Source organism: Streptomyces sp. NPDC003284 (genome assembly GCF_053589675.1).
In genome coordinates this window covers 104,972-118,551 of record NZ_JBSFSI010000013.1, presented here as the reverse complement: position 1 = coordinate 118,551, position 13,580 = coordinate 104,972, and the positions used below count along the sequence as shown (strand labels likewise).

The 13,580-nt window shown below is 73.3% G+C and carries 14 protein-coding genes and 1 pseudogene; 9 read left to right on the top strand and 6 right to left on the bottom strand.

The features are described from left to right. Positions 1 to 69 precede the first annotated feature (69 nt). From ACWDYF_RS25460 to ACWDYF_RS25440, 5 genes are all read left to right on the top strand, one after another. Positions 70 to 1,308, top strand: a complete 1,239-nt coding sequence (locus tag ACWDYF_RS25460) for a MurT ligase domain-containing protein (RefSeq protein ID WP_018571088.1) — start codon at positions 70 to 72, stop codon at positions 1,306 to 1,308. A 20-nt stretch (positions 1,309 to 1,328) separates the two neighbouring features. Further along, positions 1,329 to 2,057 (top strand): type 1 glutamine amidotransferase, encoded by a 729-nt coding sequence (locus ACWDYF_RS25455; RefSeq protein WP_018571089.1) that lies wholly within the window; start codon positions 1,329 to 1,331, stop codon positions 2,055 to 2,057. A 373-nt stretch (positions 2,058 to 2,430) separates the two neighbouring features. Then, entirely contained in the window at positions 2,431 to 3,456 is a 1,026-nt protein-coding gene (locus tag ACWDYF_RS25450; RefSeq protein ID WP_381737782.1) for a 6-phosphofructokinase, read from the top strand. Positions 3,457 to 3,605: 149 nt separating this feature from the next. Then, a complete protein-coding gene (locus ACWDYF_RS25445; RefSeq protein WP_381737780.1) occupies positions 3,606 to 4,556 on the top strand; it encodes a cytochrome c oxidase assembly protein in 951 nt (316 codons plus the stop codon). Positions 4,557 to 4,680: 124 nt separating this feature from the next. Continuing rightward, the gene (locus ACWDYF_RS25440; protein ID WP_389471958.1) at positions 4,681 to 4,851 is read left to right on the top strand and encodes a hypothetical protein; all 171 of its coding nucleotides are present in this window, start codon (positions 4,681 to 4,683) and stop codon (positions 4,849 to 4,851) included. Positions 4,852 to 4,878: 27 nt separating this feature from the next. Here the strand turns inward: ACWDYF_RS25440 and ACWDYF_RS25435 are convergent, their stop codons facing one another. From ACWDYF_RS25435 to ACWDYF_RS25420, 4 genes are read right to left on the bottom strand one after another with little or no spacing between them, the layout of a single operon-like run. Continuing rightward, entirely contained in the window at positions 4,879 to 6,093 is a 1,215-nt protein-coding gene (locus ACWDYF_RS25435; RefSeq protein ID WP_389471955.1) for a sensor histidine kinase, read from the bottom strand. Next, on the bottom strand, positions 6,090 to 7,820 hold the full coding sequence (locus ACWDYF_RS25430) for a sodium/solute symporter (protein ID WP_389471953.1): 1,731 nt from the start codon (positions 7,818 to 7,820) through the stop codon (positions 6,090 to 6,092). The genes ACWDYF_RS25435 and ACWDYF_RS25430 overlap by 4 nt, the downstream gene beginning before the upstream one ends. A 13-nt stretch (positions 7,821 to 7,833) precedes the next feature. Next, positions 7,834 to 8,193 (bottom strand): hypothetical protein, encoded by a 360-nt coding sequence (locus ACWDYF_RS25425; protein WP_018571095.1) that lies wholly within the window; start codon positions 8,191 to 8,193, stop codon positions 7,834 to 7,836. A 15-nt stretch (positions 8,194 to 8,208) separates the two neighbouring features. Further along, a complete protein-coding gene (locus tag ACWDYF_RS25420; RefSeq protein ID WP_389471949.1) occupies positions 8,209 to 8,964 on the bottom strand; it encodes a LytR/AlgR family response regulator transcription factor in 756 nt (251 codons plus the stop codon). Positions 8,965 to 9,042: 78 nt separating this feature from the next. Here ACWDYF_RS25420 and ACWDYF_RS25415 point away from each other — a divergent pair, with 78 nt between their 5' ends. From ACWDYF_RS25415 to ACWDYF_RS25400, 4 genes are all read left to right on the top strand, one after another. Further along, positions 9,043 to 9,546, top strand: a complete 504-nt coding sequence (locus ACWDYF_RS25415) for an Lrp/AsnC family transcriptional regulator (RefSeq protein ID WP_381740429.1) — start codon at positions 9,043 to 9,045, stop codon at positions 9,544 to 9,546. A gap of 124 nt (positions 9,547 to 9,670) precedes the next feature. Next, entirely contained in the window at positions 9,671 to 10,483 is an 813-nt protein-coding gene (gene ddaH / locus ACWDYF_RS25410) for a dimethylargininase (RefSeq protein ID WP_389471944.1), read from the top strand. Next, positions 10,480 to 11,703: an ornithine--oxo-acid transaminase gene (gene rocD, locus ACWDYF_RS25405; RefSeq protein WP_037895866.1), complete on the top strand. Its 1,224-nt coding sequence runs from the start codon at positions 10,480 to 10,482 to the stop codon at positions 11,701 to 11,703. Before ddaH ends, rocD begins: the two co-directional genes overlap by 4 nt. A 199-nt stretch (positions 11,704 to 11,902) precedes the next feature. After that, positions 11,903 to 12,208 carry a hypothetical protein gene (locus tag ACWDYF_RS25400; RefSeq protein ID WP_018571100.1) on the top strand — a complete coding sequence of 102 codons (306 nt, stop codon included), beginning with the start codon at positions 11,903 to 11,905 and terminating at the stop codon, positions 12,206 to 12,208. Between the two features lie 61 nt (positions 12,209 to 12,269). Here the strand turns inward: ACWDYF_RS25400 and ACWDYF_RS25395 are convergent. Then, a pseudogene (locus ACWDYF_RS25395) lies at positions 12,270 to 12,512 on the bottom strand (DUF4396 domain-containing protein); the annotation flags it as partial. Between the two features lie 221 nt (positions 12,513 to 12,733). Beyond that, positions 12,734 to 13,474, bottom strand: coding sequence for a DUF305 domain-containing protein (locus tag ACWDYF_RS25390; RefSeq protein ID WP_389471981.1), 741 nt, complete (start codon positions 13,472 to 13,474; stop codon positions 12,734 to 12,736). Positions 13,475 to 13,580 lie beyond the last annotated feature (106 nt).

Sequence of the window (13,580 nt, the reverse complement as noted above, 5' to 3'; positions counted from 1 at the left end):
AGGCTGAGGTCCACACCACGTTGCCGGATGGCTCAGGCGCGGCGCGTACGCAAGGAGGATCGAGAACTGATGGCAGGCAACTCGGACCCGCTCACGCCGCGGGCCAAGCTGGCCGTGACCGCGGGCAAGGCGGTCGCGGCGGCATCGCGCGCCGCGGGGCGCGGCAGCGGTTCGGTGATCGGCGGCCGGGTGGCGCTCAAACTCGACCCCGACCTGCTGGCCCGGCTCGCCCAGAACCTGGACGTCATCCTGGTGTCGGCGACCAACGGCAAGACCACCACCACCCGGCTCATCGCCGAGGCGCTGCGGGCCGCGGGCCCCGTGGTCTCCAACGCGCTCGGCGCCAACATGCCGGCGGGCATCACCTCGGCGCTGGCGGGCGGCTCGGAGGCCAAGTTCGGTGTGATCGAGGTCGACGAGAAGTACCTCGCGGGCGTCGCCCGGGACACCGACCCCAAGTGCATCGCGCTGCTCAACCTCTCCCGCGACCAGCTGGACCGGGCCGCCGAGACCCGGATGCTCGCCGAGAACTGGCGCGAGGGGCTCGCCGGGTCCAAGGCCGTGGTCGTCGCCAACTGCGACGACCCGCTGGTGGTGTGGGCCGCCTCCTCCTCGCCCAATGTGATCTGGGTGGCCGCCGGGCAGATGTGGAAGGACGACGCCTGGTCCTGCCCGTCCTGCGGCGGTGTGATGCAGCGTCCGGGCGACGACTGGTTCTGCGCCGAGTGCGGTTTCCGCCGCCCCACGCCCAGCTGGGCCCTGTCCGGCGACCACGTCCTGGACCCGCACGGCTCGGCCTGGCCGATCCACCTCCAGCTGCCGGGCCGCGCCAACAAGGCCAACGCCGCCTCCTCGGCGGCCGTCGCCGCCGTCTTCGGGGTGCCGCCGCAGGTCGCGCTGGAGCGGATGTACCAGGTGCAGGCGGTCGCCGGACGCTACGACGTCGTGCAGTTCCAGGGCCGCGACCTGCGCCTGCTGCTGGCCAAGAACCCGGCCGGCTGGCTGGAGACCTTCTCGCTGATCGACCCGCCGCCGACCCCGGTCATCCTCTCGGTGAACGCGCGCGGCGCCGACGGCACCGACACCTCCTGGCTGTGGGACGTCGACTACACCCGTCTCACCGGCCACCCGCTCCTCGTGATCGGCGACCGGAAGCTGGACCTCGCGGTGCGTCTGGAGGTGGCCAACCAGCACTTCCAGGTCTGCGAGAACCTCGACCAGGCCGTGCAGCAGGCGCCGCCCGGCCGGATCGAGGTCATCGCCAACTACACCGCGTTCCAGGACCTGCGCCGCCGCGTCGGCAACTGATCACGAAGGACGAGCACTTCATGAGCGACAACCAACTGCGGCTGGTGTGGATCTACCCGGACCTGCTGAGCACCTACGGCGACCAGGGCAACGCGCTCGTCGTGGAGCGCCGGGCCCGGCAGCGCGGCCTGGACGTGGCCCGCCTGGACGTACGCAGCGACCAGCCGATCCCGACCTCCGGCGACATCTACCTGATCGGCGGCGGCGAGGACCGCCCGCAGCGGCTGGCGGCGGAGCGGCTGCGCCGCGACGGCCACCTCTACCAGGCGGTGCAGAACGGCGCCATCGTCTTCTCGGTCTGCGCCGGCTACCAGATCCTCGGCCACGAGTTCGTCAACGACCTCGGCCAGCGCGAGCCGGGCCTCGGCCTGCTCGACGTGGTCTCCGTGCGCGGCGAGGGCGAGCGGTGCGTCGGCGACGTGCTCGGCGACGTCGACCCGCGCCTCGGGCTGCCCCCGCTGACCGGTTTCGAGAACCACCAGGGCGTCACCCACCTCGGCCCGGCCGCCCGGCCGCTCGCCCAGGTCCGCGTCGGCCGGGGCAACGGCACCGGCGACGGCACGGAGGGCGCGTACAACGACACGGTCTTCGGCACCTACATGCACGGTCCCGTGCTGGCCCGCAACCCGCAGATCGCGGACCTGCTGCTGAAGCTCGCCCTCGACGTCAACGCGCTGCCGCCGGTCGACGACCGCTGGTACGAGGCCCTGCGCACCGAGCGCATCGCCGCCGCCGAGCAGCCCGCCTGAGCGCGGACCGCACGGCACGGCGGCCCGCGGGCGCGCCCGGGAACCCTCCCGGGCGCGCCCGCGGTGTCTCCCGGCGGCCGCGGTGTCGGCGGTGACCGCGGCGTCGGCGGTGTCTTGCGTTTCCGGCGGTGTCTGCGTCTCCGGCGCTTCGGCCGGGTGTCGGCTCTCCTCAAGCCCCTCGCAAGCTCCCCGCAAGGTGCGCGCGGGACGCTCGTCACCGGGCCCGGCTGACGGCGCGTCCGCTCACCTGTGCACCCGCGTCCACCAGCCGGACGGCCCTTACGGCACCACCCCCTCACGCCGGTAGGGTGGCCGGGATCGAGCCGGACAGCGCGGTCCGGTCCCGGCCCACGTGGAGAAGGTTGTTCGGGCTATGCGCATTGGTGTCCTCACGTCCGGCGGCGACTGCCCCGGCCTGAACGCCGTCATCCGGTCCGTCGTGCACCGTGCCGTCGCCGACCACGGCGACGAGGTCATCGGATTCCGGGACGGCTGGAAGGGCCTCCTGGAGTGTGACTACCTCAAGCTCGACCTGGACGCGGTCGGCGGCATCCTCGCCCTCGGCGGCACCATCCTCGGCTCCTCCCGGGTGCGTCCCGAGCACCTGCGCGACGGGGTCGAGCGGGCCCGCGGCCATGTCCAGGAGCTGGGGCTCGACGCGATCATCCCGATCGGCGGCGAGGGCACCCTCAAGGCGGCCCGGCTGCTCTCGGACAACGGCCTGCCCATCGTCGGCGTGCCCAAGACCATCGACAACGACATCGCGGTCACCGACGTCACCTTCGGCTTCGACACCGCCGTGACGGTGGCCACCGAGGCGCTCGACCGGCTGAAGACCACCGCCGAGTCCCACCAGCGGGTGCTGATCGTGGAGGTCATGGGCCGCCACACCGGCTGGATCGCGCTCCAGTCCGGCATGGCCGCCGGCGCGCACGCCGTGGTCGTCCCCGAGCGGCCCTTCGACATCGAGGAACTGGCGAAGAAGGTCGGCGAGCGGTTCGCGGCGGGCAAGCGGTTCGCGATCGTGGTCGCGGCCGAGGGCGCCAAGCCGCTGCCCGGCACCATGGACTTCGACGAGGGCGGCAAGGACGTCTACGGCCACGAGCGGTTCGCGGGCATCGCCCGGCAGCTCTCCCTGGAACTGGAGGAGCGCCTGGGCAAGGAGGCGCGGCCGGTCATCCTCGGGCACGTCCAGCGCGGCGGCACGCCGACGGCGTACGACCGGGTGCTGGCCACCCGGTTCGGCTGGCACGCCGTGGAGGCCGTGCACCGCGGGGAGTTCGGCCGGATGACCGCGCTGCGCGGCACGGACATCGTGATGGTGCCGCTCGCCCAGGCCGTGGAGACCCTGAAGACGGTGCCCGCCGACCGGTACGCCGAGGCGGAGTGCGTGCTGTAGGACACGCCCGCGCGTCAGCCGCCCCCGGTCGCGAGAGCGGCCGGGGGCGGTTCTAGTCTGGGTGCCGACAGACAGCTGGGGACAGACGGTCACGGACGCCCACAGCTGGGGTCGGACAGCGCACACCCCCACGAATCAGGAGCCGGCGGATGGATCACAGCGGGCACGGCATGATGATGGATCTGCCGCCGTTCACGCTGGGACGCGGCCTCGCATGGTCCGCGGACCCGTTCTTCCTCGTCGCCTGCCTGCTCGGTCTCGCGCTCTACGGCTGGGGCGTGGTGCGGCTGCGGCGGCGCGGCGACTCCTGGCCGGTGGGCCGCACGGTGGCGTACGTCGTCGGGGTGCTGACGGTGGCGCTGATGATGTGCACCAAGCTGAACGACTACGGCATGGTCATGTTCAGCGTGCACATGGTCCAGCACATGGTGATCAGCATGCTCTCGCCGATCCTGATCCTGCTCGGCGCCCCGATCACCCTGGCGCTGCGCGCGCTGCCGGTGGCGGGCCGGGGCCGCAAGGGTCCGCGCGAACTGCTGCTGGCGCTGCTGCACAGCCGCTACGTCCGGATCATCACACACCCCGCGTTCACCATCCCGCTGTTCGTCGCCAGCCTGTACGCGCTGTACTTCACCCCGCTCTTCGACCTCCTGATGGGCTCGCGGGCCGGGCACATCGCGATGATGGTGCACTTCCTCGCGGTCGGGGTGGCGTTCTTCTGGCCGATCATGGGCATCGACCCGGGCCCGCACCGGCCGGGCTATCTGATGCGGATGCTGGAGCTGTTCGCCGGGATGCCCTTCCACGCGTTCTTCGGCATCGCGCTGATGATGGGCTCCACGCCCCTGGTGGAGACCTTCCGCGACCCGCCCGCCTCGCTCGGCATCGACGCGCTGTCCGACCAGACGGCGGCCGGCGGCATCGCCTGGGCGTTCAGCGAGGTGCCCTCGGTGCTGGTGCTGCTGGCGCTGCTGTTCCAGTGGTACCGCTCGGAGCAGCGGCAGGCCAAGCGCAAGGACCGGGCCGCCGAGCGGGACGGCGACAAGGAGCTGGCCGCCTACAACGCCTATCTGGCCTCGCTCAACGCCCGCGGCAACTGACCCCTGGCCCTGCCGCGGCCCGCCCGTCCCCCGTCACTTCCGTACGGTGCGTGCACCGGAGCCTCCCAGGAGGCGGATTCCGGGGCACCATGGGAGGGAGGCCGACCAGGAGGAGGGTGCCGCGATGCCCGGTTCGACGGACGGTTCCACGAGAGCGATGGGGGTGCTCACCGTGGGCGCCCTGGTCGCGGTGACCGCGTACACGGTGGCGCTCGGCGGCAACGGCTGGCTGTGGTTCGGCTGGGTGGTGCTGGGCCTTGCGACCCTGGGTGTGGTGGTGACCCACCACACCTGAGCCCCTCCCAGCTCCGTTCCGCGCCGCTCAGTTCGCGGGGGAGCCGCCGAGGCGGGCCGAGGAGTGCACGCCCGGCTGGTACTTGGGCAGCCGCACGGTGATCTTCATTCCGGCGCCGGGCGCGGTCTCGATGACCAGGCCGTGGTCGTCGCCGTAGACCTGGCGCAGCCGGTCGTCGACGTTGGACAGGCCGATGCCGCCGGAGGGGCTGTCCTCCCCTGCGAGGATGCGGCGCAGCAGCCCGGGGTCCATCCCGGCGCCGTCGTCCTCGATGACGACCAGCGCCTCCGCGCCCGCGTCCCGGGCGGTGAGACGGATGCGGCAGGTCCCGGCCTTGCCCTCCAGGCCGTGTTTGACGGCGTTCTCCACGAGCGGTTGCAGACACAGGAAGGGCAGCGCGACGGGCAGCACCTCCGGGGCGATCTGGAGGGTGACGGCGAGGCGGTCGCCGAAGCGGGCCCGGACCAGCGAGAGGTAGTGCTCGATGGCGTGGAGTTCGTCGGCGAGCGTGGTGAAGTCGCCGTGGCGGCGGAACGAGTAGCGGGTGAAGTCGGCGAACTCCAGCAGCAGCTCGCGGGCGCGCTCGGGGTCGGTGCGGACGAACGAGGCGATCACCGCCAGCGAGTTGAACACGAAGTGCGGGGAGATCTGGGCGCGCAGGGCCTTGATCTCGGCCTCGACGATCCGGGTGCGGGAGCGGTCGAGGTCGGCCAGTTCGAGCTGGACCGAGACGAAGCGGGCCACCTCGGTGGCGGCGCGGACCAGGACGGCCGACTCGCGGGGCGCGCAGGCGACCAGGGCGCCGTGCACCCGGTCGTCCACGGTGAGCGGGGCGACCACCGCCCAGCGCACCGGGCAGTCCGGTGCCGTGCAGCCGAGCCGGAACGCCTCGCCGCGCCCGGTCTCCAGGGGGCCGGTGAGCCGCGCCATGATCTCGGCGCGGTGGTGGGCGCCGACGCCGTCCCAGGCCAGTACGCGCGTGTCGTCGGTGAGGCAGAGCGCGTCGGTGCCGAGCAGGGACCGCAGCCGCCGGGCCGATCTGCGGGCGGTCTCCTCGGTGAGCCCGGCCCGCAGCGGGGGCGCGGCGAGGGAGGCGGTGTGCAGGGTCCGGAAGGTGGCGTGCTCGACGGGCGTGCCGAGACCGCCCGGACGCGGGGTCCTGGCGGTGCGCCGGCCCAGCCAGAACCCGGCGGCCAGCAGCGGCAGGACGGCGACGCACAGCCCGGCGAGGAAGCCGCTCACGCCTTGGCCTCCGTGCCGGGCGGCTCGGGCAGATGGAAGCGGGCGAGCACGGCCGCGGTGCCGGGCGGCACCCGGCCGGGGGTGGCCAGGGAGACCAGCACCATGGTGAGGAAGCCCAGCGGCACCGACCACAGGGCGGGCCAGGCGAGCAGCGCGTGCGGCGGGCCGGTTCCCGGGAGTCCGGCCATGGTGACGGCGACGGCGACGAACGCGGCCCCGCCGCCGGCCAGCATCCCGGCCGCAGCGCCGGGCGGGGTGAGCCGCCGCCACCAGATGCCGAGGACGAGCAGCGGGCAGAAGGAGGACGCGGACACGGCGAAGGCGAGTCCGACGGCGTCGGCCACCGGCAGTCCCCCGGCCAGGACGCTCACCGCGAGCGGTACGGCCATGGCGAGCACGGTGCCGAGCCGGAAGTGCCGTACGCCTCGGGCGGGCAGCGGACCGCGCGAGGGCAGCACGTCCTGGGTGAGCACCCCGGCGACCGCCATGGTCAGTCCGGAGGCGGTGGACAGGAAGGCGGCGAAGGCGCCGCCCGCGACCAGCGCCCCGAGCAGGTCGCCGCCGAGGCCGCCGATCATCCGGTCGGGCAGCAGCAGGACGGCGGCGTCCGCGTCGCCGGTGAGGGTCAGTTCGGGGGCGTAGAGGCGGCCGAGGGCGCCGTAGAGGGGCGGCAGCAGGTAGAAGGCGCCGATGAGGCCGAGCACGGCGACCGTCGCGCGGCGGGCGGCGACCCCGTGCGGGCTGGTGTAGTAGCGGACCACGACGTGCGGCAGTCCCATGGTGCCGAGGAAGGTGGCGAGGATGAGGCCGTACGTGGCGTACAGGGGGCGTTCCTCGCGGCCTGCGGCGAGCGAGGTCGACATGCCGCCGGTGCGGGCCCGGCCGGCGGCGGGCACCGGGTCGCCGGGCCGGAAGGTGAGGCGGGTGCCGCCGCCGAGGCGGTGGGTTCCGGCGGCCAGGCGCACGGGCTCGCCGGGGTGCGGGCGGCCGTCGACGGTGCCGTGCACGGTGACGGTGAGGGGGCGGTCCAGCCGCAGGTCGAGGGTGCTGCCGACGCGGACGGTGCGCGGCTCGCGGAAGGCCGCGGGTTCGTCGAAGGCGTGGCGGGGGGCGCCGTCGCTCTGCCAGGCGAGCAGCAGGAAGAGCGCGGGGACGAGCAGGGCGGTCAGTTTCAGCCAGTACTGGAAGGCCTGCACGAAGGTGATGCTGCGCATGCCGCCGGCGGCGACGGTGGCCACCACGACGACGGCGACGATCACTCCGCCGAGGGTGCCGGGCGCCCCGGTGAGCACCGCGAGCGTGAGGCCGGCGCCCTGGAGCTGGGGCAGCAGGTACAGCCAGCCGATGCCGACGACGAAGGCGCCCGCCAGCCGCCGCACGCCCTGGGAGGCGAGCCGGGCCTCGGCGAAGTCGGGCAGCGTGTAGGCGCCGGAGCGGCGCAGCGGGGCGGCGACGAACAGCAGCAGGACGAGGTATCCGGCGGTGTAGCCGACCGGGTACCACAGCATGTCGGGGCCCTGGACGAGGACCAGTCCGGCGATGCCGAGGAAGGAGGCGGCGGAGAGGTACTCGCCGCTGATCGCGGCGGCGTTCAGGCGCGGGCCCACGGTGCGGGAGGCGACGTAGAAGTCGGAGGTGGTCCGGGATATGCGCAGTCCGAAGGCGCCGACGAGGACGGTGGCGACGACGACGAGGGCGACGGCGGGGACGGTGTAGGCGGAGTTCACCGGGGCGCGGTCCTCAGCGGTCCTCGGTGAGGCGGGCGAAGTCGCGTTCGTTGCGTTCGGCGCGGCGCACGTACCAGCGGGCGAGCAGGACGAGCGGGAGGTAGAGGCCGAAGCCGAGGACGGCCCACTTCAGGCGGCGCGCGTCGGGCGCGGCGGCGAACACCAGCGGCAGCGGGCCGACGAGCAGGACGAGCACGCCGGACACGGTGAGCGCGGTGCGCAGTTGGGTGCGCATCAGGGAGCGGACGTAGGTGTGGCCGAGCGTGGTCTGCTCGTCGATCTCGGTGCGCGGGCGGTAGTGGCCGGTGGCGCGGCGGGTGCGGCGGGGCGGTCCGGTGACGACGACGCGGCGCTCGGCGGGGTCCTGCGGCATGGTGTGCGCCCCCCTCTAGCGTCCGGTCCGGCGCATCAGCAGAACCCGCAGTTCGCGGGCGTGCCGACGGCTGACCTGGAGTTCCTCGGTGCCGATCAGGACGCTCACCGAGCCCGCGTCCAGGCGGAGTTCACCGATGTGGCGCAGCGCGACGAGATGGCGGCGGTGGATGCGGACGAAGCCACGGGCGCGCCAGCGCTCCTCCAGTGTGGACAGCGGGATGCGGACGAGGTGGCTGCCCCGGGCGGTGTGCAGCCGGGCGTAGTCGCCCCGGGCCTCGACATGGGTGATGTCGTCGACGGCGACGAACCGGGTGACGCCGCCGAGTTCGACGGGCAGCTGGTCGGGGTCGGGTTCGCTCACCGGGATCCGTACGGCCGTCTCGCGCAGCGCGGCGGCGCGGCGGACGGCCTCCGCGAGCCGTTCCCGGCGGACGGGTTTGAGGACGTAGTCGACGGCCTTGAGGTCGAACGCCTGCACGGCGAAGTCCTCGTGGGCGGTGACGAACACGATCAGCGGCGGTGCGGCGAACCCGGTCAGCAGCCTGGCCAGGTCGAGGCCGTCGAGGCCGGGCATGTGGATGTCGAGGAAGACGACGTCGATCGCGTCGGGCCCGCCCGGTCCGGACTCCAGCGCCCGGTTGATGCGGCGCAGCGCCTCGGTGGCGTCCGAGGCGCCCTCGACGCCCTCGACGCGGGGGTCGGCGCTCAGCAGATAGAGCAGCTCCTCCAGCGAGGGGCGTTCGTCGTCGACGGCGAGGGCGCGCAGCATGAACGTGGAGTGTAGGGGCGAACGGCGGCGCTGGACATGTGCCGGGCGCGGGCCGGGGGCGCTGGATACAGTGCGGGCATGAACAGCAGGCCCACGCCGTTCGACGATCTCGACCGGAAGATCCTCACCGCTCTCATGGCGAACGCCCGTACGAGTTTCGCGGAGATCGGCGCGGTCGTCGGGCTCTCCTCCACCGCCGTCAAACGGAGGGTGGACCGGCTGCGCGACTCGGGGGTGATCACCGGGTTCACGGCCACGGTGAAGCCCGCGGCGCTGGGCTGGCGCACGGAGGCGTACGTCGAGGTGTACTGCGAGGGCGCGGCGCCGCCGAGGCGGCTGGCCGAGGTGGTGCGCAACCATCCGGAGATCACGGCGGCGATGACGGTGACCGGGGGCGCGGACGCGCTGCTGCACGTGCGGGCACGGGATGTGGAGCACTTCGAGGAGGTGCTGGAGCGGATCCGGGTGGAGCCGTTCATCCGCAAGACGATCAGCGTGATGGTGCTCTCCCATCTGCTGCCGGACAGCCCGGAGGCGGGGGCCAGCCAGCCCGTCCCCGAGGACGCAGCAGACGTGCGCTGAATCCTCTGAAGACGCAGCATCACTGCGTGAACACGCAGGTTTCGTTCCTTGTCGGCCGTATCGCCCGCTTCCTACCGTGGTGTCAACCCTCAGTCGACACCCCAGGAAGCGGAGGAACCCCTCTGTGCCCGGATCCCGTGTGCCGCGCCGGCGGCGCTTTCTCGTCTGCGAACCCAGACACTTCGCCGTGCAGTACGCGATCAACCCCTGGATGCATCCGGACCGTCCCGTCGACACCGGACGCGCCCAGGCCCAGTGGCAGGCGCTGACCGACGCCTACCGCGCCCACGGTCATACCGTCGAGACCCTGGAACCCGTCCCCTCGCTGCCGGACATGGTCTTCGCCGCCAACGCGGCGGTGGTCGTCGGCGGCCGTGTCTTCGGCTCCCTGTTCAAGGCGCCCGAGCGGCGCCCGGAGTCCCTGCCCTACGACACCTGGTTCAAGTCGGCCGGGTTCGACGTGTACCGGCCCGAGTCGGTGTGCGAGGGCGAGGGCGACTTCGTCCCGGCCGGGCGCTGGCTGCTGGCCGGCACCGGCTTCCGCACCACCCGGGAGGCCCACCGCGAGGCCCAGGAGTTCCTGGGCGTCCCGGTGATCGGGCTGACCCTGGTGGACCCGTACTTCTACCATCTGGACACGGCCCTGTTCGTCCTCGACGAGGAGAACATCGCGTACTACCCCGAGGCGTTCTCCCCGGGCAGCCGCGAGGTGCTCGCCCGGCTGTACCCGGACGCGGTGACCGCCACCCGCAAGGACGCGGAGGCCTTCGGGCTCAACTCCGTCTCGGACGGCCTGCACGTGTTCATGTCGCCCGGCGCGACGGACCTCGCCGACCGCCTCACCGACCTCGGCTATCTGCCCGTCCCCGTCGACCTGTCGGAGTTCCGCAAGGCCGGCGGCGGGATCAAGTGCTGCACCCAGGAGATCCGCTCATGACCGCACCCGCAGACACCCGTACCACCTCCGACGAGCTGATCCGGGCGGAGGAGCCGGTGCTCGCGCACAACTACCACCCGCTGCCGGTGGTCGTGGCGCGGGCCGAGGGCGCCTGGGTCGAGGACGTCGAGGGCCGCCGCTACCTCGACATGCTGGCCGGGTACTCCGCCCTGAACTTCGGCCACCGCCATCCCGCGCTGATCGAGGCGGCCCGCGACCAGCTCGACCGGCTCACCCTCACCTCGCGGGCCTTCCACAACGACCGGCTGGCCGGTTTCGCGACGCGCCTGGCGGCGCTGACCGGGCAGGAGATGGTGCTGCCCATGAACACGGGCGCCGAGGCGGTGGAGAGCGGCATCAAGGTCGCCCGCAAGTGGGCCTACGAGGTCAAGGGCGTCCCCGCCGACCGGGCCACGATCGTGGTGGCCGCGGAGAACTTCCACGGCCGGACGACGACGATCGTCGGCTTCTCCACGGACGAGACGGCACGGGCCGGGTTCGGGCCGTTCACGCCCGGCTTCCGCATCGTCCCCTACAACGACCTGGCGGCCCTGGAGGCGGCGGTCGACGAGACCACGGCCGCCGTGCTGATCGAGCCGATCCAGGGCGAGGCGGGCGTCATCGTGCCCGACGACGGCTATCTCGCCGGGGTGCGCGAGCTGACCCGCCGGGCGGGCTGCCTGTTCGTCGCGGACGAGATCCAGTCGGGTCTGGGCCGCACCGGGCACACCCTCGCCGTGGAGCACGAGGGCGTGGTGCCGGACCTCGTGCTGCTCGGCAAGGCGCTGGGCGGCGGCATCGTGCCGGTGTCGGCGGTGGTCGGCAGCCGCGAGGTGCTGGGCGTGCTGCGGCCGGGCGAGCACGGGTCGACGTTCGGCGGCAACCCGCTGGCCGCGGCGGTCGGCACGGCGGTGGTGGAACTGCTGGAGACCGGCGAGTTCCAGCGCAGGGCCGCCGGACTGGGCGTCGTCCTGCGCGAGGGCCTCACCGCGCTGACCGGCAGGGGCGTGGTCGGCTTCCGCTCGCGCGGGCTGTGGGCGGGCGTCGACGTGGACCCGGCCATCGGCACCGGCCGGGAGATCAGCGAGCGGCTGATGCGGGAGGGGATCCTGGTCAAGGACACCCACGGGTCGACGATCCGTCTCGCGCCGCCGCTGACCGTCACCGAGACCGAACTGCGCTCCGCGCTGGGTTCGCTGGAGCGGGTGCTGACCGGCTGAGCCCGCCGGACCGCCCGGTCCTGCGCAGTACGGCATGTGCCGGGGGCGCTCCCGCTGGGGGCGCCCCCGGTACGCGCGTCCCGCGGCGCCCGCTCGCCCGGCCGCGCCACTCCCCCGGCCCTTCGTTGGCGCCCGGAGGATACGGGTACCCGAGCGGATGACGGCACTCCCTGAGGGACTTCCTGAGGAGATGACTCCCATGCTGCTCATCGGCCTGCTGCTCCTCGCGGCCACGGGCGCCTTCACCGGTCTGGCCATCGCCGGCAACCTGTCCGGCGGACCCCAGTACACGGTGTCGATCCTCGGCAACGACATCGTCACGCTGAACACCCTCGCGATCTTCAGCGCGGGGCTCGCGCTCGCCCTGCTCTTCTGCCTCGGCCTGTCCATGCTGGCCGGCGCCGCGACACACCACCGGCACCACCGGGTGGCGCGGTACGGCGGGACGGACACCCGCCCGACGGGCGGCGGGACGACACAGCCGGACGACCGCCGCTACCCCTGACTTCCGCCGCCCCGGCCCGCAGCCGGACCGGCCCGCGGACGGACCGGCCCCGCGCGGCCGGTCAGTGGTAGGCGTGCACGACGGCGTGCCCCTTGCCCCGGCCGATCATCCACCGGTTGACGGGAGTGGTCAGCAGGAACGCCAGGGCGAGGGAGAGCACCAGCGAGACCCAGAACAGCGCGTCGGCGAGCCCCGCGTCCATGGCGCCGGGCACGCCCACCATGACGGTGTTGTCGATCAGCTCCATGACCGCGATGGACAGGGTGTCGGCGGCCAGGGCGACCTTGAGCGCCCGCCTGCGCGGCCGTGCGCCAGGAGGTTCCTTCGGGGGCGCCGTGGTGGTGCTCGTGCGCGTGCGCGTGCGCGTGCCCGTGGTCCACGTGTTCCATCGTCGCTCCCTTGTCGATGTGTGAGGTGGTCGTGCACACCGGGGAACCACATACCCCCCAGGGGTATTCCGAAGCGCGTCCGGAAGTCGTTCCGGGACGGCGGACGCGGGTCGGCCGTCCCGGAACGGGGGCGGGCCTACCGGCCGCCGAGCAGCTTCCTCATCCGGTCGATCTCGGCCGACTGCGAGGTGGTGACCGACTTCGCCAGGGCGACGGCGGCCCGGTCGGACCCCTCGGCCTGCTCCGTGCGGGCCATGGCGACGGCGCCCTCGTGGTGGCCGATCATCATGCGCAGGAACGCCCGGTCGAAGGCGTCACCGGACAGCCCGGTCAGCTCGTCCATGTCGGTGTCCGTCATCATGCCGGGCATCGGGGAGGCGGAGTGCCCGGAGGCCGAGTGGTCCATGCCGGGCATGCCCGGCATGCCGGAGGGACCGGCGGACGGGACACCGGCGCCCCACGCCTTCAGCCAGCCGGTCATGGTCTCGATCTCCGGGTCCTGCGCCTGCCTGATCTGCGCGGCGAGGTCCTTGACCTGCGGGGACCGGGCCCGGCTCGGTGCCAGGGCGGCCATCTCCACGGCCTGCCGGTGGTGCGGGATCATCTCCTGCGCGAACGTGACGTCCTGCGCGTTGTGCTTCCCCGGTCCGGCCGGGGCGGTGGCCGAGGGGCGGCCGGTGGACCCGTTGCCGTGGGCGGAGTGGCCCGCCGACGAGGTGTCACCGCTGCCGCCGCCGCAGGCGGTGAGCGCCAGCGCGGCGGCGAGGACCGCGCCCGGCAGGGCGGCGTGACGGAGACGGAAGGTAGGGAGGGCAGGGAAGGTACGGCCGGTGCGCGGGACGCGTCGGCCGGTGCGGCGGATCGCCATGAAGGTCATGAAGGTCATGAAGGTACAGCTCCTCGGAGAAGCCCGCGCGCGGGCGCGCGGAACCGGCGGATCAGGTCGGGACCGGAGCACGGCGCACCGGACGCGGTGAGGTCCG